This is a genomic window from Gordonia sp. w5E2 (genome assembly GCF_036540975.1).
GTDB lineage: Bacteria > Actinomycetota > Actinomycetes > Mycobacteriales > Mycobacteriaceae > Gordonia > Gordonia jacobaea.
On record NZ_CP144213.1, the window covers coordinates 2,319,137 to 2,338,359 of the forward strand.

Sequence of the window (19,223 nt, forward strand, 5' to 3'; positions counted from 1 at the left end):
ATGACCCGGGCCGTGAGGCCCGAGACCGATGAAACCGCTTAAGGAGCACACAGTGACTGTTCGGGTAGGCGTCAACGGATTCGGCCGAATCGGCCGCAATTTCTTCCGTGCCGTTGAGGCACAAAAGAAGCTGGGCCAGACCGACATCGAGATCGTCGCGGTCAACGACCTGGCCGACAACAAGTCCCTCGCACACCTGCTGAAGTTCGACTCCGTCGGCGGCATCCTCGACGAGGACGTGTCGCTCGAGGGTGAGGACACCATCGTCGTCGGCAACCAGAAGATCAAGGCGCTCGAGGTCCGCGAGGGTCCGGCAGCGCTTCCCTGGGGCGACCTCGGCGTCGACGTCGTCGTCGAATCGACGGGTATCTTCACCAACGCCGAGAAGGCGAAGGGCCACCTCGAGGCCGGCGCGAAGAAGGTCGTCATCTCGGCACCCGCGACCGGTGAGGACATCACCATCGTCATGGGCGTCAACGACGACAAGTACGACGGCAGCCAGAACATCATCTCCAACGCGTCGTGCACCACCAACTGCCTCGGCCCGTTCGCGAAGGTGATCAACGACGAGTTCGGCATCATCAAGGGCCTGATGACCACGGTCCACGCCTACACCGCCGACCAGAACCTGCAGGACGGTCCGCACAAGGACCTGCGTCGCGCACGTGCAGCGGCGATCAACATCGTCCCGACCTCGACCGGTGCCGCCAAGGCCATCGGCCTCGTGCTGCCCGAGCTGAAGGGCAAGCTCGACGGCTTCGCGCTGCGTGTGCCGATCCCGACCGGCTCGATCACCGACCTCACCGTCGAACTCGAGAAGGGCGCGTCGGTCGACGAGATCAACGCCGCGATGAAGGCTGCCGCCGACGGACCGCTCAAGGGCATCCTGCGGTACTACGACGCACCGATCGTCTCCTCGGACATCGTCGGCGACCCGCACTCGTCGATCTTCGACGCGGGCCTGACCAAGGTCATCGAGGGCAATCTCGCCAAGGTCAGCTCCTGGTACGACAACGAGTGGGGTTACTCCAACCGCCTCGTCGACCTCTCCGATCTGGTGGGTAAGTCGCTGTAATGAGTGTAAAGACTCTGAAAGACCTTCTGGCCGAAGGCGTTTCAGGGCGCGCGGTGCTGGTCCGGTCGGATTTCAACGTTCCGCTCGACGGAACGAAGATCACCGACCCGGGCCGCATCATCGCGTCGCTGCCGACGCTCAACGCGTTGATCGACGCGGGCGCCAAGGTTGTCATCGCCGCCCACCTCGGTCGTCCCAAGGGCGAACCCGACCCGAAGTACTCGTTGGCACCGGTCGCCGCGCGCCTCGGTGAAGAACTCGGCCGCAACGTGCAACTCGCCGCCGACGTCGTCGGTCCCGATGCGCTCGCACGCGCCGAGGGTCTGACCGACGGCGACGTGCTCCTGCTCGAGAACGTTCGATTCGACGCCCGCGAGACGTCGAAGGTCGATGCCGAGCGCGAGTCGATGGCTGCCCAGCTCGCCGAGCTCGTGGGCGACGACGGCGCGTTCGTCTCCGACGGTTTCGGTGTGGTGCACCGCAAGCAGGCGTCGGTGTACGACGTCGCCAAGCTGCTGCCGCACTACGCGGGTCAGCTCGTCGAGCGTGAGGTCGACGTGTTGACCAAACTGACTACCGATCCGGCGCGGCCCTATGCCGTCGTGCTCGGTGGCTCGAAGGTGTCGGACAAGCTCGGCGTGATCGAATCGCTGGCCCCCAAGGTCGACACCCTGGTCATCGGCGGCGGTATGGCGTTCACTTTCCTTGCCGCACAAGGACATTCCGTCGGAAAGTCGTTGCTGCAGGAAGATCAGATCGACGTCTGCAAAGACCTTCTCGACCGGTTCGCCGACGTCATCCATCTTCCGGTCGACGTCGTCGTCGGCGACAAGTTCGCCGCCGATGCCGAGTCCGACACCGTCTCGGTCGAGGACATCCCCGACGAGTGGATGGGCCTCGACATCGGGCCGGAGTCGGTCAACCGCTTCGCCGCGGTCCTGACCGGGGCCAAGACCATCTTCTGGAACGGTCCGATGGGCGTGTTCGAGTTTCCGAAGTTCGCCGCGGGCACCAAGGGTGTGGCCGAGGCGATCATCACCGCAACCAACAACGGCGCGTTCAGCGTCGTCGGCGGTGGCGACTCCGCAGCGGCCGTGCGCACGCTCGGGCTGCCGGAAGAGGGCTTCTCGCACATCTCGACCGGTGGCGGTGCGTCGTTGGAGTTCCTCGAAGGCAAGGAGCTTCCGGGTCTGAAGGTGCTGGAGGACTGATGGCTGCTCGTAAACCGCTCATCGCAGGCAACTGGAAGATGAATCTCAACCATCTCGAGGCCATCGCCCTGGTGCAGAAGATCGCGTTCGCACTGCCGGCGAAGTACTTCGAGAAGGTCGACGTGACGGTGATCCCGCCGTTCACCGACATCCGCAGTGTGCAGACCGTCGTCGACGGCGACAAGCTGCTGCTCACTTACGGGGCGCAGGATCTGTCCGAGCACGACTCGGGCGCCTACACCGGCGAGATCAGCGGAGCCTTCCTCGCGAAGCTCGGCTGCACCTTCGTCATCGTCGGGCACTCGGAGCGTCGGACCATGCACGGTGAGACCGACGAGGTGGTGCTGGCCAAGACCAAGGCGGCGCTGCGTCACGGACTGACCCCCATCGTATGTATCGGCGAGCACCTCGACGTTCGTGAGGCCGGAAACCAGGTCTCACACAACGTCGAGCAGCTCAAGGGTTCGCTGGCAGGGCTCTCGGCAGAAGAGATCGGCAAGGTCGTCGTCGCCTACGAACCCGTCTGGGCCATCGGCACCGGCCGCGTGGCCAGTGCGGAGGATGCCCAAGAGGTCTGTGGCGCCGTGCGCGGTGCGCTTGCCGAGTTGGCCGACGAGGCCACCGCGGCGACGGTACGCGTGCTCTACGGCGGCTCGGTCAATGCCAAGAACGTCGGCGACCTCGGGGCACAGCCCGACGTCGACGGCGCCCTTGTCGGCGGTGCATCGCTGAAGGCCGACGACTTCGCAACGCTCTCGGCCATCGCGGCAGGTGGTCCGCTGCCCTGACGGGTGGTGCCCACCGGCCGTGGGTCGCTCGCGGGGTCATAGCTCGCGACGCGTAGACTATGGCAGGTTGGTTTCGTCATGCGCGCTTGCGCCCGCAACGAGGCCAACCTGCCCTCTGCCGTACACGACGAAACAGGAATGCTCACCGGATGAAGCTCGCGCTCGAAATCGGTCTGATCGTGACCAGCGTTATGCTGGTCGTTCTCGTGCTGCTGCACCGCGGTAAGGGCGGTGGCCTGTCCTCGCTGTTCGGCGGCGGCGTGCAGTCGAGTCTTTCGGGTTCGAGCGTTGTCGAGCGCAATCTCGACCGGCTGACCATCTTCGTTGGCCTGGTGTGGTTCATCCTCATCATCGGCGTCGAACTCGACATCAAGTACTCCTGACCCAGATCACGTACTTCTGACACATTCAGCACAAGGGCCGCGCACATTGCGCGGCCCTTGTGCTGTGTCCGCTCTGTCCTTCTCGGGTTGCGTCGAGATGCCCCGTTCGCTGAATACCTGAATACTTGAGGACATGACCTCAACCGATCCGTCCCACGGTGCCCCGGCCTGGCGTCCATCGACGTCCATCGATGATCTGATCTCCGTTGACGACGAGGGGCGTGCCCTCACCGAACCGCTGCGTGAAGACATCCGGTTGCTTGGCGGTCTTCTCGGTGACGCGATCAGAGAGCACGCGGGCGCCGAGGTTTTCGATCTGGTCGAAGCTGCGCGCGTCGCGGCTTTCAAAATCCGACGCGCCGAGATCGACCGAGATGATCTCGCCGACATGTTCATCGATCTCGACATCGACACCGCGATGCCGGTCATCCGTGCATTCGGTAACTTCGCGCTTCTGGCGAATCTCGCCGAGGACATCCACCGTGAGCGTCGGCGTGCCATTCACGTGCGTGCGGGCGATCCGCCACAGGAGAGCAGCCTTGCGGCCACCTACGCGAAGCTCGCGGCCGCAGACCTGTCCGACGCGCAGGTGGGAGCGGCGCTCGCCGACGCGACGGTTGTCCCGGTGATCACCGCCCATCCGACCGAGACCCGACGTCGCACCGTCTTCGACGCACAGAACCGCATCACCGAGCTCATGCGCTTTCGCGGACGCACCAACCTCACCTCCGACGAGGACGCCGAGGTCATTGAGGCGATCGAGCGCCAGATCCTGACGCTGTGGCAGACGGCACTCATCCGTCTCGAACGTCTCACCATCCAGGACGAGATCCGCTCCGGCCTGCGCTACTACGACGCCTCGTTCTTCGACGTCGTGCCGAAGATCAATACGTCGGTGCGGTCGACACTGCAGGCGGCGTACCCCGACGCGGGCCTGTCCGACGAGCCGATCCTGCGGATGGGCTCGTGGATCGGCGGCGACCGTGACGGCAACCCGTATGTGACCGGCGATGTGGTCGCGTTGGCGACGTCCCTCGCGGCGCGCACCGCGATCGGACACCACCTGTCCGAACTCCGTCTGCTCCGTCAGGAGCTGAGCATGTCGGCGCGGTTGATCGAGACCAGCGGGCGGCTCGTCCAACTCGCGGGTGTCGACGCAGACGATCCGGCAACCGACGAGCCATTCCGGTTGGCACTCAAGCACATTCGTGCGCGACTCGTCGCGACGGCGGAGTCGCTGTTCGGCCCGGACGTGCTGCAGAAGGAGGATCTCGACCTCATCGACGGCAAGCCGCCCTATGCCGACTCCGCCGAACTTCTCGCCGAGCTCGACGTCGTCGACGAAGCGCTCCGCGAGAACCACGACGACGCCATCGCCGACGACCGTCTCCTGCGCCTGCGTGAGGGCGTCAGGACGTTCGGATTCAATCTGTCCGGTCTCGACATGCGGCAGAACTCCGACATGCACGAAGAGGTCGTCGCCGAGCTGCTGGCATGGGCAGGCGTCACACCCGACTACCTGTCGTTGTCCGAGGAGGACAGGGTGGCGGTGCTGTCGGCGGAGCTCCAGGCACGCCGTCCGCTCACCAGGCGCGACTCGGACCTGTCGGAGCTCGCGCGCAAGGAACTCGACATCGTGCGCGCTGCCGCTGTCGCCGTCGCGGCATTCGGCCCGCAGTCGGTACCGAACTACGTCATCTCGATGTGTACCTCGGTCAGCGACATGTTGGAGCCGATGATCCTGCTCAAAGAGGCAGGCCTGATCGACATCGACGACGACGGCAAGCTGGTCTCGACGGTGCGGATCGTCCCGCTGTTCGAGACGATCGAAGATCTCCAGCAGGGCGCCGAAACGCTGCTCGCTGCGCTCGATCTGCCGTTCTACCGTGACCTCGTCGATTCGCAGGCCGGGATGCAGGAGGTCATGCTCGGGTACTCGGATTCGAACAAGGACGGCGGGTACATGGCCGCCAACTGGGCGCTCTATCGCGGTGAGCTCGACCTCGTCGAGGCGGCCAAGAAGGCGGGTATCCGCCTGCGTCTGTTCCACGGCCGCGGTGGCACGGTCGGTCGTGGTGGCGGCCCGAGCTACGACGCGATCCTCGCCCAGCCGCCGGGTGCGGTGCAGGGTTCGCTGCGTATCACCGAGCAGGGCGAGATCATCGCCGCCAAGTACGCGGAACCCGTTGTCGCCGAACGCAATCTGGAGACGCTTCTCGCGGCAACCATCGAGTCGTCGTTGCTCGACGTCGAGGGTCTCGGTGACGAATCGGAACAGGCGTACCAGAACATGGACGAGGTAGCGGCCCTTGCCCGTGCCGCGTACTCGAAGCTCGTGCACGAGACGCCCGGGTTCGTCGAGTACTTCACCACGTCGACACCGCTGTCGGAAATCGGCGCACTCAACATCGGCAGCAGGCCCGCGTCGCGCAAGCAGACCGAGAAGATCTCGGACCTGCGCGCCATTCCGTGGGTGCTGTCGTGGACGCAGTCCCGTGTGATGCTGCCGGGGTGGTATGGCACCGGCACGGCATTCGAGCAGTGGGTCGGCGACGACCCGCAGCGACTCGAGACCCTCCATCGGTACTACGAGAAGTGGCCGTTCTTCCGCACGGTGATGTCGAACATGGCGCAGGTGCTCGCCAAGTCGGACATGGGTCTAGCGCACCGGTACGCGCAGCTCGTTCCGGATGAAGCGTTGCGGGACAAGGTATTCGGAATGATCGTCGACGAGCATGAGCGCACCCTCGCGATGTACGCGAAGATCACCGGCACCGACGACCTGCTGGCCGACAACGCGGCGCTGAAGCGTTCGGTGTACAACCGATTCCCGTATCTCGAGCCGTTGAACCTGCTCCAGGTGGAGCTCTTGCGACGGTTCCGCGCAGGCGACGACAGCCCGCGGGTACGGCGTGGCATCCAGCTCACGATGAACGGGCTGGCGACGGCACTGCGGAACAGCGGCTAGCCAGACCGCCGACCGGGGAACTACACCGCGAGTTTCCCGGCGGCGGCGTCGTCGAGGAACCACACGGTCTCCGACGTCCCGTGCGCTCCGGCACACGGCCAGTCGTCGCGCGACGCCCCCGAATGCGCGGCGGCCACGGCCTCGGCCTTGTCGGCGCCCGACACCAGGAACCACACCGCTGACGACCGGTTGAGCGCGGGGAAGGTCAGCGTGATCCGACGCGGCGGTGGCTTCGGCGAGTTCTCGACGGACACGACTGTCCGCACGTTCTCCGCCGTGGCATCGGTGTGGGGGAAGAGCGAATTGATGTGACCTTCGCCGCCCATCCCGAGCAGGTGCAGATCGAACGCGGGGGAGATTCCGTTATCCGCGTTGGCCGCGAGGACGGTCGCGTAATCCTGTGCGGCAGCCTCGATGTCGTCGCCGAACGGTCCGTCGGACGCCGCCACCGGATGCACTCGGGCCGGGTCGACCGGCACGTGCGCGAGAAGGGCTTCGGTCGCCTGTCCGACGTTGCGTTCGGGGTCGTCGTTCGGAACGAAACGTTCGTCACCCCAGTAGAAGTCGATCCGCGACCAGTCCAGCGGGCTCGTGTCGACCTCGCCTCCCGGTGCCAGAGCGCGCAGAATGCCGATCCCGTTGCTTCCTCCGGTCAGCACCACCGACGCGACCCCACGCTCCTTCTGCGCACGTGACACTATGTCGACGAATCGTGCTGCCGCCGTGGTGGTCAGCATGTCGCGGTCGTCGAACACGAGGGTTTCCGTCGTCATACCGGCGCTCCCTGTGCCTGTAGCTCCACCGCGCCGCGCAGGGCGAGTTCGTACATGTCGTCGGTGTCGAGTCGGCGCAATTCCTCTGCCAGGCAGATCGGCAGGTCGCGGTGCATCATCGCCACGCGGCCGTCGGGTTTGCCCGGGGCGCTCAGTACGGCGTTGCCGTTCTGGTCGATCGACATGACCGTGGTGCCCTCGTCACGGTGAAGGCGTACCTCGAAGCTGCCGATGTTCCGCCGTGTCGGAACGCCGAGCGTCGAAAGAAGCCATCCCGCAAGCAGATCGACGCTCGGGGACGTCGCGGGTCCGGTCACCTCCGCAGCAGTGATCGGGGTATGCGGAGGCCGCTCGACAGCCGACGCGAGCAGCGCTCGCCACCCGGTGATCTGCGTCCACGCGAGGTCGGTGTCGCCGGGAGCGTACGTGGCCAACCTGCGTTCGAGGACCGTCTCCGGGTTCGCCGACTTCGTCGCGTCGAGAATCCGCCGACGCCCGATCTTGCCCATCGTGTCCTTGGCGGGATCCTCGGGCGCCGCACCGGGCCACCACGTCACGATGGGGGTGTCTGGTAGCAGGAACGGAGTCACGACGCTGCGCGGATGATTCGCCAGCTCGCCATGCAGCGTCAGCAGCACGACCTCCGACGCACCCGCATCACCACCGACACGGATCTCCGCGTCGAGCCGCGATTGTTCGTCGCGCGGATCGCAGGAGATCACGATCACCCGGCTCGGGTGTTCGCTACTGGCACCGATGGCCGCCTCGATGGCTGCCTCGGTCGGTTCGCCGTGTTCGGCGACGACCACCAGGGTCAGCACGCGCCCGAGGCTGATGGCGCCTCCGGCCTCGCGGACCATGACGATCTTTTTGGCGACCTCGTTGGTCGTCGTATCGGGCAGGGTGACGATCATCAGTGCCTCCTCGGCGCGGGCGGGGGATGCGGCGAAAACCGGTCGGTCGGCATCGGCCGAGTCGGCGTCAGGGTCGACGCCATGTTCGGCCGGTACGTTCCATCATCTCGTCGGCGGAATCGGGTCCCCAGGTACCCGACTCGTAGGTGTCGGGTCGACCGGACTGCGCCCAGTGCTCGAGGACGGGATCGAGGATCTTCCACGACAATTCGACCTCGTCGTTGACCGGGAACAGCGACGGCTCACCGAGCAGCACGTCGAGGATCAGCCGTTCGTAGGCCTCGGGAGATGCTTCGGTGAACGCCGTGCCGTAACTGAAGTCCATGTTGACGTCGCGGACCTCCATGCTCGACGCGGGCACCTTCGACCCGAACCGCAGTGTGATGCCCTCGTCCGGCTGCACTCTGATCACGAGTGCGTTCTGCGACAGCTCCTCGGTCATCGTCTTGTCGAACGGAAGGTGTGGTGCACGCTTGAAGACCAGTGCAATCTCGGTCACCCTGCGGCCCAAGCGTTTTCCCGTGCGAAGGTAGAAGGGCACGCCCGCCCAGCGTCGTGAATCCACCTCGAGCGCGATCGCCGCGTAGGTCTCGGTGATGGAGTCGGCGCTGAACCCTTCCTCCTCCAGGAGTCCCGGGACCTTCTGGCTGCCCTGCCAGCCCGGCCCGTACTGGCCGCGCGCAGTGTTCTCGTCGAGAGGCAGGATGTTGCTCGTCGCCGAGAGCACCTTGATCTTCTCGGCCTGTAATTGCTTGGGCTCGAACGAGATCGGCTCCTCCATCGCGACCAGCGCCATGAGTTGGAGTAGATGGTTCTGGATCACATCGCGCGCGGCACCGATGCCGTCGTAATAGCCGGCACGTCCGCCGAGGCCGATGTCTTCGGCCATGGTGATCTGGACGTGGTCGACGTAGTGCGAACTCCACAGGGGATCGAACAGTTGGTTCGCGAAGCGCAGCGCGAGAATGTTCTGCACCGTCTCCTTGCCGAGGTAGTGGTCGATGCGGAACACCGACGACTCCGGGAACACGGCATTGACGATGGCGTTGAGTTCTTTCGCCGACTGCAGATCGTGGCCGAACGGCTTCTCGATCACCACGCGGCGCCAGTTGTCGCCCTCCTCGGAGGCCAACCCACTGCGCTCGAGTTGCTCGCATACAGTCGGGAAGGCGTTGGGCGGAATCGACAGGTAGAACGCGTGATTGCCGTCGGTGCCGCGCTCCTTGTCGAGGCGCAACAGCGTTTGCTGCAGACGATCGAACGCGGCGTCGTCGTCGAAGGAGCCCTGAACGAAGCGGAACCCCTCGGACAGCCGCTCCCACACCTCCTCCCGGAACCCGGTGCGGGCATGCTCGCGTACGGCGTCGTGCACGACCTTCGCGAAATCCTCGTCGTCCCAGTCGCGTCGGGCGAACCCGACCAGCGCGAACGAGGGCGGCAGGAGGCCGCGATTGGCGAGGTCGTACACCGCGGGCATCAGCTTCTTGCGTGCGAGATCTCCGGTGACACCGAAGATCACGAGACTGCACGGGCCTGCGATGCGGGGGAGGCGCTTGTCACGTGGGTCGCGGAGCGGGTTCTTCCATCCCTCGGTGCCTGCCACCTACGTCAGCTCTTCTTCGCGGCGGAGAGCTGCTCCTCGGTGGCACCGAGGAGATCGGTCCATGCGTCGACGAACTTCGACACGCCCTCGTCCTCGAGGACCTTGAACACGTCCGAGAAGTCGACGCCGACAGCGGCGATCGCGTCGAAGACCTCACGCGATTCCTGCGCGCGGCCCACGATCGACAACGTGTCGACCCAACCGTGGTCGGCGAACGCGTCCATGGTCTTGCCCGGCATGGTGTTGACGGTGTTCGGTGCGACGAGTTCGCTGACGTAGAGCGTGTCGGCGTAGTCGGGATTCTTGGTTCCCGTCGATGCCCACAGCGCACGCTGCGGCAGCGCTCCCTGTTCCCGGAGTGCGGCGAATCGTGAGTCGATCTCGAACGCCTGCTGGTAGGCGTGGTAGGCCAGACGCGCGTTCGCGAGTGCGGCAGAACCCTTGAGCTGCACGGCCTGTGGCGTGCCGATCGCGTCGAGACGCTTGTCTACCTCGGTGTCGACGCGGGAGACGAAGAACGACGCAACCGAGTGGATCTTCGAGATGTCATGCCCCGCAGCGAGTGCGGCGTCGAGTCCGTTCAGGTAGGCGTCGATGACCTCCTGGTAGCGCTCGACCGAGAAGATCAGGGTGACGTTCACGCTGATGCCCTCCGCGAGGGTGCGGGAGATCGCGGGCAGGCCCTCCTTGGTCGCCGGGATCTTGATCAGCGCGTTGGGACGGTCGACGATCTTCCACAACTCCACGGCCTGCGCGGCCGTGTTGTCGGTGTCGTGTGCAAGGCGGGGATCGACCTCGATCGACACCCGACCGTCGAGTCCGTTGGTGCTGTCAAAGACGGGCTTGAGGACGTCGCAGGCGTTGCGGACGTCGTCGGTGGTCAGCGTCCGGACCGTGCTGTCGACATCGGTGTCGCGTGCGGCCAACTCATTGATCTGGTCGTCGTACGCGGTGCCCTTCGACAATGCGGCCTGGAAGATCGACGGGTTGGTCGTCACGCCGACCACCGACTTGGTGTCAATCAGTTCCTGGAGCTGTCCCGAGCTGATCAGGTCTCGGGACAGGTCGTCCAGCCACACCGAAACCCCGGCTGCGGACAATTCTGCGAGCTTCTCGTTCTGTGTCACGGTTCTCTCCTCCGGCAGTGCGCCCCTTGTGGGGGCGCCTCTAGTGGGTGTGCCTCGGTTGGGATTTCGATGTTCAGTTATGGATCTCGTCCGGCGATCAGCCCGCGACTGCGCGTAGCGACGCCGCGACGACGGCTTCGGCGGTGATGCCGAACTTCTCGTAGAGCACCTTGTAGTCGGCCGATGCGCCGTAGTGCTCGAGCGACACGATCTGGTCGCCATTGCCCACCCAGCGGTACCACGGCATCGCGATACCGGCCTCGACCGAAACCCGCGGCACTGCGGGGGGCAGCACCGAGTCGCGGTAGCCCTGTGGCTGTTCGTCGAACCACTCCATGCTCGGCATGGACACCACACGGGCCGCGATTCCCTTCTCGGCCAGAGTCTTCTGCGCCTCGAGCGCCAACTGCACCTCGGAGCCGGTGCCGATGATGACGACCTGCGCGTCGTCGTCCGAGTCGCTGAGTACGTACGCGCCTGCGGCAACTCCCTCGACCGACGTTCCCTCGAGAACCGGAACGTTCTGTCGGGTGAGCACCAGGCCGACGGGATGGTTGCGACGCGTCAGCAGGTGCGCCCACGCCGCCGCCGTCTCGTTGGCATCAGCCGGACGTACGACGTCGAGGTGGGGGATGGCACGCAGTGCGGCGAGATGCTCGACGGGCTGATGGGTCGGGCCGTCTTCGCCGAGTCCGATGGAATCGTGCGTCCACACGTAGATCGGATCGATCTCCATGAGAGAAGCCAGTCGGACCGATGGACGCATGTAGTCGGCGAACTGCAGGAACGTGCCGCCGTAGGCGCGCGTCGGTCCGTGCAGCACGATTCCGGAGAGCACCGCGCCCATCGCATGCTCGCGGATACCGAAGTGCAGCGTGCGGCCGTAGGGATTGGCCGACCACTTCTTGGTGGAGATCGCGGTCGGGCCGAACGACGCCGCCCCGTCCATGGTGGTGTTGTTCGAGCCCGCGAGGTCGGCCGAACCGCCCCACAGTTCCGGCAGGATGCCACCGAGCGCCGAGAGCACCTTGCCCGACGCCGCGCGGGTCGCGAGATCTTTGTCGCCGGGAGCCCACGTCGGGATCACGTCGCGCCATCCCTCGGGTAGCTCGTGTGCGTGCAGACGGTCGAACAGCTTCTTGTTCTCGGGATTGGCGCTCGCCCAGGCGTCGAACGCCGGCGTCCACGATTCCTTGGCCTCGATCCCGCGCTCGACGAGCTTGCGGGTGTGGCTGATGACCTCTTCGGAGACGTCGAAGTTCTTGTCGGGATCGAATCCGAGGGCTTCCTTGGTCTTGGCGACCTCGTCGGCGCCGAGAGCCGAACCGTGGATGGCGCCGGTGTTCATCTTGTCGGGAGCGGGGTAGCCGATGATGGTGCGCACGCAGATGAGCGACGGCTTGTCGGTGACCTTCTTGGCCGCCTCGATTGCCGCTTCGATCGCCACGACGTCCTCGCCGCTCTCGACCGTCTGCACGTGCCAGCCGTACGCCTCGTAGCGCAGCGGGGTGTTCTCGCCGAGCGCGATGGTGGTGTCGTCTTCGATGGAGATCTGGTTCTGGTCGTAGAACACGATCAGGTTGCCCAGTTCCTGGGTGCCCGCGAGCGAGGACGCCTCGGACGTCACGCCCTCTTCGATGTCGCCGTCGGAGGCGATGACGTAGATGAAGTGGTCGAACGGGCTGGCACCCGGCGCGGCGTCGGGGTCGAAGAGGCCACGTTCGTAACGCGACGCCATGCTCATGCCCACGGCCGACGCGAGTCCCTGACCCAGCGGACCCGTCGTGATCTCGACGCCCTTGGTGTGACGGAACTCGGGGTGTCCCGGCGTCAGCGACTCCCAGGTGCGGAGTGCTTCGAGGTCGGCGAGTTCAAGGCCGAATCCGCCGAGGTAGAGCTGGATGTACTGCGTGAGGCTCGAGTGTCCACACGACAGGACGAAACGGTCACGACCGACCCAGGTGGTGTCGACCGGGTCGTGACGCATGACGCGCTGGTACAGCGTGTAAGCGAGCGGAGCAAGACTCATCGCGGTGCCGGGGTGGCCGTTGCCGACCTTCTGGACGGCGTCGGCGGCAAGAATGCGAGCCGTATTGACCGCACGCGTGTCCACGTCGGACCAGTCCTCGGGGTAGGCCGCCTCGGTGCGTTCGCGGATCTCGTCGGTATCAGCCACGTGTGCCGTCTCCTGTACGTGTTGGTGTGCCTGCGTGATGCGTGTGGTGCTGGTGTGTCGGGCGAACGCCAACTCGCGGGCGTTACGTCCGAGTGCTGATGCAGGGCCTTTCGACCCACGATGACCAGAGTAATCGGCTAGTGCCGTCGGTGTGGGGGGTGGCCGGTAACGATCGTCATGTCAGCCGGTCGTCGCAGGTCGCCGGCGGCGCGGAGCCTCAATTCTTTGATCGAACACCCCAGCGTCTACCATGCTGAGTAGTAGTCGGAAATGCCCGCGAGCCGAATCGTCGGCGGGGCAGGGGAGTTGACGTGAGGATCGGTGAGCGTGTGAGCGGAGATGGTTCCGCCACTTCTCGCGGCACGTCCGAGGTGGATTCTGACCGCCCCGTCAGCGAATCGAACACGACCGTCGGCACGAGTCTCGTCGCTCGCGTTCGCGGCACGGTGATGGCCTATATCGCGCTCACCAAGCCTCGTGTCATCGAATTGCTGCTGGTGGCGACGATCCCGGTCATGCTGCAGGCAGATCGTGGACACGTCGACCTCAGAATCATCGCGTTCACGCTGCTCGGTGGCTGGTTGGGCGCGGCGAGCGCGAACACGCTCAACATGGTCGTCGACGCCGACATCGACAAGAAGATGCGACGCACCGCGAAGCGTCCGCTGGCTCGTCACGCGGTGACGAGAACCAACGCGTTGATCTTCGGATTGCTGCTCTGGGTGGCCTCGTTCGCTGTCCTGTGGTGGTCGGCGAACCTCCTGAGCGCGCTGCTCGTGTCCGCCACGATCATTTTCTACGTCGGTGTGTACACGCTGATTCTCAAGCGTCGTACCTGGCAGAACGTGGTGTGGGGCGGCGCGGCCGGATGTATGCCGACGTTGGTCGGCTGGGCTGCGGTCACTGGTTCGCTCAGTTGGCAGCCGATCGTGCTGTTCGGTGTGATCTTCTTCTGGACGCCGCCGCATACCTGGGCACTGGCAATGCGCTACCGCGAGGACTACAAGGCCGCGGGCGTGCCGATGCTGCCGGTGATCGCCACCGAAGAGCACGTCACCCGCCAGATCCTCATCTACACGTGGCTCACGGTGATCTGCTCGTTCCTGCTCATCGGAGCGGCGAGCTGGATCTACGCCGGCGTCGCCGTGGTGGCGGGCGTGTGGTTCCTCAACCGGGTGCACAAGCTCTATCGCGACACTCGACGCGGCGTCGAGGTGGCACCGTTGAAGGTGTTCCTGCAGTCGAACGAGTATCTCGCGGCCCTGTTCTGCGGACTCGCCATCGACGCCGTGGTCAACCTGCCGACCATCGCCAGCTACTTCTGACGAGTGGCCGCAGGTCGGCGTCACCGCCTCACGGAATGAGTGCGGTGGCTCCCGTTGTGATCCGGTTCTCCAGGTCCGTTTGAGCCTGCGCGGCGTCGGCGAGGCGATACTCCTGACCGACGCGCGCATCGAGGCCGTCGAGAACAGCGTCGAAGTACTCACCCGAACGCCACCGCAATTCGTCGGTGTCGGCGATGAAATGGCCGAGCGTCGGACGCGTCACCGACAGCGAGCCCGCCGGGTTGAGTCGCTGGATATCGAACGGTGGGACAGGTCCGCTGGCCGCGCCGAACACGACGACGATCCCGCGGACCGCGGTCGAGGCGAGTGACTGTTCGAAGGTGTCGGCTCCGACGCCGTCGTACACCACCGGGACCCCCTTGCCGTCGGTGAGGTCACGGACCTGACCGACGAGGTCGTCGCCGTATCGCAGGACGTGGTCGGCACCCGCCTGCGCCGACAACGCCGCCTTCTCGTCTGTCGACACGGTGGTGATCACCGTGATGCCACGACGCTTTGCGAGTTGCGTCAGGATCAGGCCGACGCCCCCGGCGCCGGCGTGCAGCAGGATCGTGTCACCGGCCGCTGGGTGTGCACTACCGTCGAGCAGATAGTGGGCGGTGAGGCCGCGCAGCATCGTCGAGCCCGCTACGACGTCGGGAACACCGTCGGGGACCGGGATGGCACGGGCGGAGCGCACCGCAACGAGTTCGCCGTACGAACCCGGTGCGTCGACCCAGGCGATTCGTTGGCCGGGCTCGAGGTCGGTGACGTCGCTGCCGACCGCGACGATCTCGCCTGCGCCCTCGGTGCCCGGAACATACGGCGGGGTCGACGGGTACATGCCACGCCGTAGATAGGTGTCGATGAAGTTGACCCCGATGGCGGTGGTCCGCGCGATCACCTCGTCACGAGCCGGGATGGGGTCGTCGACGGTCCCGTAGTTGAGCACCTCGGGACCGCCGTGATGTGTCACCTGAATTGCGCGCATGAGTCGTTTCTACACGGCGCCGAAGTGTGGCCGCCGCCGGTCCCGAACGCCACGCTAGAGGTCCGACTCGCTGCTGGAGTTCCTCGTGCCGACGACCGGCGGATCCACCGACCACGGGAAGTTGATCCACTTGTCCGTGGTGCGCCAGCAGTAGTCGGGAGTCGTGATGGTGTGCGGCTTCTGGAAGATCACCGCATTGCGGACCTCGGCGACACGGCCCTGCTGTTCGCAGAAATCGTCGACCAGTTTGAGGGTCTTCCCGGAGTCTGCGACGTCGTCGACGACAAGCACCCGCTGATCGTGCAGGCCGCTGCTCTCGAGTAGTGAGGGGAGCATCACGGGCTCCGACAGAGTCTCACCGATGCCGGTGTAGAACTCGACGTTGAGCGACAGCATCAGCTTGCAGTCGAGCGCATAGGCCATTGCTCCGGCGGGGATGAGGCCGCCGCGAGCTATCCCGATGATGATGTCGGGGACGTACCCGTCGTCTGCGACCATCTGGGCCAGCTCGCGGCAGGCGACGCCGTTGAGTTCCCAGGTGAGGATTTCGCGCTCCTGCGCGGGCGAGTTCATGAACACAACTCTGCCAAGTCTGCGGCTGCCGCACACCTCGGATGGGCCACCGGCCGTCGGTCGGTATGCTCTACAGACCATGAGCGATGAGCAGACCACCGAAAAGGCCGAGAGCTCGACACCGCCGGTCAAGGCGCCCGCCGAGGTCGTCGCCTCGATCAAGAAGTTCGTCGCGGGCGAGGGCGGCGCAGCCAAAGCGGTCCTGCAGCCCATCGGCACCGCCGGGGTACGCATCACGCTCGTCGGCGAGTCCGACGGATACCTCGGCGACCGGGTCGTCGACGACATCGCGACCGCACATGCCGTCGTCGACGCCGTGCCGGGCCTCGAGATCGGGGAGTGGGATCGGGAGCTGACGTCGAAGGCAACCGTGTCGCCCGAGCACTATCGCAAGATGGCCGGCTGGGTCGCCCATTCCGAGCACTTCCCCAAGGCGCGCAACAGCGCGATCATCTGACGGTCCAGCAGGCGTGCCCGTTCAGTTGACGGGTGCGTCGCTGACTTCGCGTCGCTTGGCGTCCTGCTGATCGCCACCTGCCCGCTGGTCGCTGCCGAACCACAGCACCAGCCAGGTGGCGCCGATCATCAACAGCGCGCTTCCGAGCATGTGCGCGATGACCAACACCATCGGTAGGTCCGTGGCGTACTGAATGCCACCGATCACGCCTTGGAGTGCCAGTAGCCCGACGTAGATGAGCGCGGCGCGGGTCTGGGGCATGCGGAGCACCCGTGCCGTGACGGCACCTGCCAGTGCAAGACCCACGAGCACGAACACGAAGTCGGCGTGCAGTTGCGTCATCGCGCTCGGGTCGAGTCCATTGCGCGGCGCATCGGCGTCACCGGCATGCGGCCCCGATCCGGTGACGATGGTCCCGACGTAGATGGTCGCCCAGGTGAGGACATAGATCAGCCACGAGAGGGCGCTGCCGAGGCGAGCCGCCACGACGTTGGTCGACTTCTCCCGCTCGTACGGGGAGGTACGGAACACCAAAACGGTTGCCGCCGATACCAACGCCATCGACAAGACGAAGTGCAGCGAGACGACCCACGGATTCAGGTCGGTGAGCACGGAGATGCCGCCGATGACAGCCTGGAACGGGATGCCGAGCGCGATGAGTGTTGCCAGCCAGCGGTCGCCGCGCGTCGAGCCGCGTCGGCGGAACACGGCGAGCCATGTGCCGATGGCCACGACGGCGAGGACCCAGGTGAGCATCCGGTTTCCGAACTCGATGGCTCCGTGCATCCCGAGCGCCTGATGCGGAACGAAGGAACCGTCGGTGCACTGAGGCCATGTCGGGCAGCCGAGACCCGAACCGGTGAGACGCACCGCGCCTCCGGTGACGACGATGCCGACGTTGACCACCAACTGTGCGATTGCCCAGCCGTAGACGAAACGCGCCGTCGGGTCTGCGAATCCGGGGACGCGGCCCAGCAGGCCACCACGCCGAGTCGTGGTGTCCCGCGATTCGGCATCGTTGGACTCGGGGGACCGCTCGGTACGGGTCTCTGACGTCGTCATTGGAATCGGAACCACCTCACTGCCAGCGCCGAGCCGACGACGGCCCAGGCCAGCAAAACCACTACGCCGAAGACGTCGACACGTCCGTCGGCAGCTTGTTGTAGCGCTTCGGTCAACGCGCCGGACGGCACGACGCGCGCCACCCACCACACGGAGTCGGGTACGCGCGACGACATCACGACGAGGCTGCCGATGCCCAGCATCGCGAACCACAGGAGATTCGCCAGCGCCAGGACGACCTCTGCCTTGAGTGTTCCGCCGAGGAGCAACCCGAGGGCCGAGAACGCAGCGGTGCCCAGCGCGATGACGAAGGCGCCGATCAGTAGGCCGACGGGTTCGGGACGCCATCCGAACGCAAAGCCGATCGCTCCGAGCAGGATTGCCTGTGCGATGACGACGATGACGACGGCCATCGCTTTGCCCGCGATGATGCCCCACCGCGGAATCGGCGTCGCCCCAAGTCTTTTCAGTGCGCCGTACCGTCGGTCGAACCCGACGGCGATGGCCTGTCCGGTGAAGGCGGTCGACATGACCGCGACGGTCAGGATGGCGGGCACGAACGTCGCTGCGCGCTCGGCATTGGTCGTGCCGAGGTCGGTGTCGAGGGGTAGGAGGCACAATCCGATCAACAGTGTGATTGGGATGAACATGGTCAGCAGCAGCTGCTCACCGTTGCGGAGCAGCAGGGTCAACTCGAGCCGCGTCTGTGCGGCGAGCATGGCGGGAAGCGACGCGGGTTGCGGGTTCGGCGCGAAGGTTCCCGGCGGGAACTGCGACGTCGACCGAGTGCGTGCGGCGGTCATCGACGCAACTCCCGTCCGGTGAGGTCGAGGAAGACGTCTTCGAGGCTGCGGGTCTCAACGCGCAGGTCGGTGGCGAGAACGTTGATCTTGGCGCACCACGCGGTCACCGTCGCCAACACCTGTGGTGTCACGTCGCCGCTGACCAGGTAATTGCCGGGCAGCGGTTCGGTGCAGCGATAGTCCTCGGGCAAAGCGAGTTCGAGCATCGTGAGGTCGAGTCCGCGCGGGGCGGTGAACCGCAGTTCGTTCTCGGCTCCGCGGCTGGTCAACTCCGCCGGCGTGCCGTTCGCGACGACCTTTCCGTGGTCGATGATCACGACCTGGTCGGCGAGTTCTTCTGCTTCGTCCATGAGGTGTGTGGTGAGCAACACCGAGACGCCGTCGCCGCGCAGGCGGTCGATGATCTCCCAGACCACCAGGCGTGCCTGGGCGTCGAGTCCCGCGGTGGGTTCGTCGAGGAAGACCAGTTCCGGTCGGCCGACGATGGCGCACGCGAGCGACAGCCGTTGCTGCTGACCGCCGGAGAGGCGTCGGAACGGGGTACGCGCGGCCGATTCCAGACCGAGGGCGCCGAGCAGCCAATCGGGATCGATGGGGTCGGCCGAGTACGCGGCGCAAAGGCGCAGCATTTCCTCGGCCCGAGCGCCGGGATATGCGCCGCCGCCCTGCAGCATGACGCCGATCCGCGTACGGAGTCGGTCGTTGTCACGCCAGGGATCGAGGCCGAGCACCGACACACTGCCCTCGTCGGCGTGGAGGAATCCCTCGCAGATCTCCACCGTCGTGGTCTTGCCTGCGCCGTTGGGGCCGAGGAGTGCGAGGACGGTTCCGGTCTCCAGATCGAGGTCGAGGCCGTCGACGGCGGCACGGTCGTCGTATCGCTTCACCAGTCCGCGTACGCGGAGTGCGGCGTCGGGTTCTGCCGTCGCGTCCGTCGATACGGATCCGCGAGGGCGACGATCGGTCATCGGATCGTCTGCCGGAGATGGTGAAG

General features: G+C 65.7%; 17 protein-coding genes. 7 read left to right on the plus strand and 10 right to left on the minus strand.

The genetic code is table 11. The annotated features are described in order from the left end of the window. The first annotated feature begins 52 nt into the window (after positions 1 to 52). From gap to ppc, 5 genes are all read left to right on the plus strand, one after another. Complete coding sequence (gene gap / locus RND64_RS10600) at positions 53 to 1,075, plus strand: type I glyceraldehyde-3-phosphate dehydrogenase (protein ID WP_049697293.1); 1,023 nt, start codon at positions 53 to 55, stop codon at positions 1,073 to 1,075. Continuing rightward, the gene (locus tag RND64_RS10605) at positions 1,075 to 2,286 is read left to right on the plus strand and encodes a phosphoglycerate kinase (protein WP_049697294.1); all 1,212 of its coding nucleotides are present in this window, start codon (positions 1,075 to 1,077) and stop codon (positions 2,284 to 2,286) included. The genes gap and RND64_RS10605 overlap by 1 nt, the downstream gene beginning before the upstream one ends. Beyond that, a complete protein-coding gene (gene tpiA / locus RND64_RS10610; protein ID WP_049697295.1) occupies positions 2,286 to 3,074 on the plus strand; it encodes a triose-phosphate isomerase in 789 nt (262 codons plus the stop codon). Before RND64_RS10605 ends, tpiA begins: the two co-directional genes overlap by 1 nt. 149 nt (positions 3,075 to 3,223) lie before the next feature. Continuing rightward, on the plus strand, positions 3,224 to 3,457 hold the full coding sequence (gene secG, locus RND64_RS10615) for a preprotein translocase subunit SecG (protein ID WP_049697296.1): 234 nt from the start codon (positions 3,224 to 3,226) through the stop codon (positions 3,455 to 3,457). Between the two features lie 133 nt (positions 3,458 to 3,590). Next, on the plus strand, positions 3,591 to 6,425 hold the full coding sequence (gene ppc / locus RND64_RS10620) for a phosphoenolpyruvate carboxylase (RefSeq protein ID WP_049697297.1): 2,835 nt from the start codon (positions 3,591 to 3,593) through the stop codon (positions 6,423 to 6,425). A gap of 20 nt (positions 6,426 to 6,445) precedes the next feature. On the opposite strand, the gene pgl is transcribed toward ppc, so the two are convergent. The 5 genes from pgl to tkt all read right to left on the minus strand — a co-directional run bounded on the left by pgl (position 6,446) and on the right by tkt (position 13,018). After that, a complete protein-coding gene (gene pgl, locus RND64_RS10625; protein WP_049697298.1) occupies positions 6,446 to 7,198 on the minus strand; it encodes a 6-phosphogluconolactonase in 753 nt (250 codons plus the stop codon). Then, positions 7,195 to 8,112, minus strand: a complete 918-nt coding sequence (locus tag RND64_RS10630) for a glucose-6-phosphate dehydrogenase assembly protein OpcA (RefSeq protein ID WP_049697299.1) — start codon at positions 8,110 to 8,112, stop codon at positions 7,195 to 7,197. The genes pgl and RND64_RS10630 overlap by 4 nt, the downstream gene beginning before the upstream one ends. A gap of 67 nt (positions 8,113 to 8,179) precedes the next feature. After that, a complete protein-coding gene (gene zwf, locus RND64_RS10635) occupies positions 8,180 to 9,715 on the minus strand; it encodes a glucose-6-phosphate dehydrogenase (RefSeq protein WP_049697300.1) in 1,536 nt (511 codons plus the stop codon). A gap of 5 nt (positions 9,716 to 9,720) precedes the next feature. Then, positions 9,721 to 10,842, minus strand: coding sequence for a transaldolase (tal, locus tag RND64_RS10640; RefSeq protein ID WP_049697301.1), 1,122 nt, complete (start codon positions 10,840 to 10,842; stop codon positions 9,721 to 9,723). Positions 10,843 to 10,939: 97 nt separating this feature from the next. Continuing rightward, positions 10,940 to 13,018 (minus strand): transketolase, encoded by a 2,079-nt coding sequence (gene tkt, locus RND64_RS10645; protein ID WP_049697515.1) that lies wholly within the window; start codon positions 13,016 to 13,018, stop codon positions 10,940 to 10,942. A 311-nt stretch (positions 13,019 to 13,329) separates the two neighbouring features. On the opposite strand from tkt, the gene RND64_RS10650 reads away from it, so the two are divergent. Continuing rightward, positions 13,330 to 14,343 carry a heme o synthase gene (locus tag RND64_RS10650; RefSeq protein WP_152929978.1) on the plus strand — a complete coding sequence of 338 codons (1,014 nt, stop codon included), beginning with the start codon at positions 13,330 to 13,332 and terminating at the stop codon, positions 14,341 to 14,343. 28 nt (positions 14,344 to 14,371) lie between these two features. On the opposite strand, the gene RND64_RS10655 is transcribed toward RND64_RS10650, so the two are convergent. Together RND64_RS10655 and RND64_RS10660 are read right to left on the minus strand one after the other, a co-directional pair. Then, complete coding sequence (locus tag RND64_RS10655; protein WP_270482750.1) at positions 14,372 to 15,334, minus strand: quinone oxidoreductase family protein; 963 nt, start codon at positions 15,332 to 15,334, stop codon at positions 14,372 to 14,374. Between the two features lie 54 nt (positions 15,335 to 15,388). Continuing rightward, positions 15,389 to 15,907 (minus strand): phosphoribosyltransferase, encoded by a 519-nt coding sequence (locus tag RND64_RS10660; RefSeq protein ID WP_049697517.1) that lies wholly within the window; start codon positions 15,905 to 15,907, stop codon positions 15,389 to 15,391. A 79-nt stretch (positions 15,908 to 15,986) separates the two neighbouring features. Between RND64_RS10660 and RND64_RS10665 the strand changes: the two genes are divergently transcribed. After that, positions 15,987 to 16,364: a hypothetical protein gene (locus RND64_RS10665; RefSeq protein ID WP_331436632.1), complete on the plus strand. Its 378-nt coding sequence runs from the start codon at positions 15,987 to 15,989 to the stop codon at positions 16,362 to 16,364. Positions 16,365 to 16,385: 21 nt separating this feature from the next. On the opposite strand, the gene RND64_RS10670 is transcribed toward RND64_RS10665, so the two are convergent. Genes RND64_RS10670 through RND64_RS10680 form a run of 3 tightly spaced genes read right to left on the minus strand, consistent with a single transcriptional unit; the run spans position 16,386 to position 19,197 of the window. Beyond that, positions 16,386 to 17,426 (minus strand): COX15/CtaA family protein, encoded by a 1,041-nt coding sequence (locus RND64_RS10670; RefSeq protein ID WP_331436633.1) that lies wholly within the window; start codon positions 17,424 to 17,426, stop codon positions 16,386 to 16,388. Next, positions 17,423 to 18,229 (minus strand): ABC transporter permease, encoded by an 807-nt coding sequence (locus RND64_RS10675; protein ID WP_049697305.1) that lies wholly within the window; start codon positions 18,227 to 18,229, stop codon positions 17,423 to 17,425. The genes RND64_RS10670 and RND64_RS10675 overlap by 4 nt, the downstream gene beginning before the upstream one ends. After that, a complete protein-coding gene (locus tag RND64_RS10680; RefSeq protein ID WP_331436634.1) occupies positions 18,226 to 19,197 on the minus strand; it encodes an ABC transporter ATP-binding protein in 972 nt (323 codons plus the stop codon). Before RND64_RS10680 ends, RND64_RS10675 begins: the two co-directional genes overlap by 4 nt. Between the last annotated feature and the right edge of the window lie 26 nt (positions 19,198 to 19,223).

What these genes read in the sequence shown, in the direction of transcription:
- RND64_RS10605 (WP_049697294.1), top strand. Translation starts at nt 1,075, where the DNA reads ATGAGTGTAAAGACTCTGAAAGACCTTCTGGCCGAAGGCGTTTCAGGG.
- tpiA (WP_049697295.1), top strand. Translation starts at nt 2,286, where the DNA reads ATGGCTGCTCGTAAACCGCTCATCGCAGGCAACTGGAAGATGAATCTC.
- secG (WP_049697296.1), top strand. Translation starts at nt 3,224, where the DNA reads ATGAAGCTCGCGCTCGAAATCGGTCTGATCGTGACCAGCGTTATGCTG.
- ppc (WP_049697297.1), top strand. Translation starts at nt 3,591, where the DNA reads ATGACCTCAACCGATCCGTCCCACGGTGCCCCGGCCTGGCGTCCATCG.
- pgl (WP_049697298.1), bottom strand. Translation starts at nt 7,198, where the DNA reads ATGACGACGGAAACCCTCGTGTTCGACGACCGCGACATGCTGACCACC.
- RND64_RS10630 (WP_049697299.1), bottom strand. Translation starts at nt 8,112, where the DNA reads ATGATCGTCACCCTGCCCGATACGACGACCAACGAGGTCGCCAAAAAG.
- RND64_RS10655 (WP_270482750.1), bottom strand. Translation starts at nt 15,334, where the DNA reads ATGCGCGCAATTCAGGTGACACATCACGGCGGTCCCGAGGTGCTCAAC.
- RND64_RS10660 (WP_049697517.1), bottom strand. Translation starts at nt 15,907, where the DNA reads ATGAACTCGCCCGCGCAGGAGCGCGAAATCCTCACCTGGGAACTCAAC.
- RND64_RS10665 (WP_331436632.1), top strand. Translation starts at nt 15,987, where the DNA reads ATGAGCGATGAGCAGACCACCGAAAAGGCCGAGAGCTCGACACCGCCG.
- RND64_RS10670 (WP_331436633.1), bottom strand. Translation starts at nt 17,426, where the DNA reads ATGACGACGTCAGAGACCCGTACCGAGCGGTCCCCCGAGTCCAACGAT.
- RND64_RS10675 (WP_049697305.1), bottom strand. Translation starts at nt 18,229, where the DNA reads ATGACCGCCGCACGCACTCGGTCGACGTCGCAGTTCCCGCCGGGAACC.
- RND64_RS10680 (WP_331436634.1), bottom strand. Translation starts at nt 19,197, where the DNA reads ATGACCGATCGTCGCCCTCGCGGATCCGTATCGACGGACGCGACGGCA.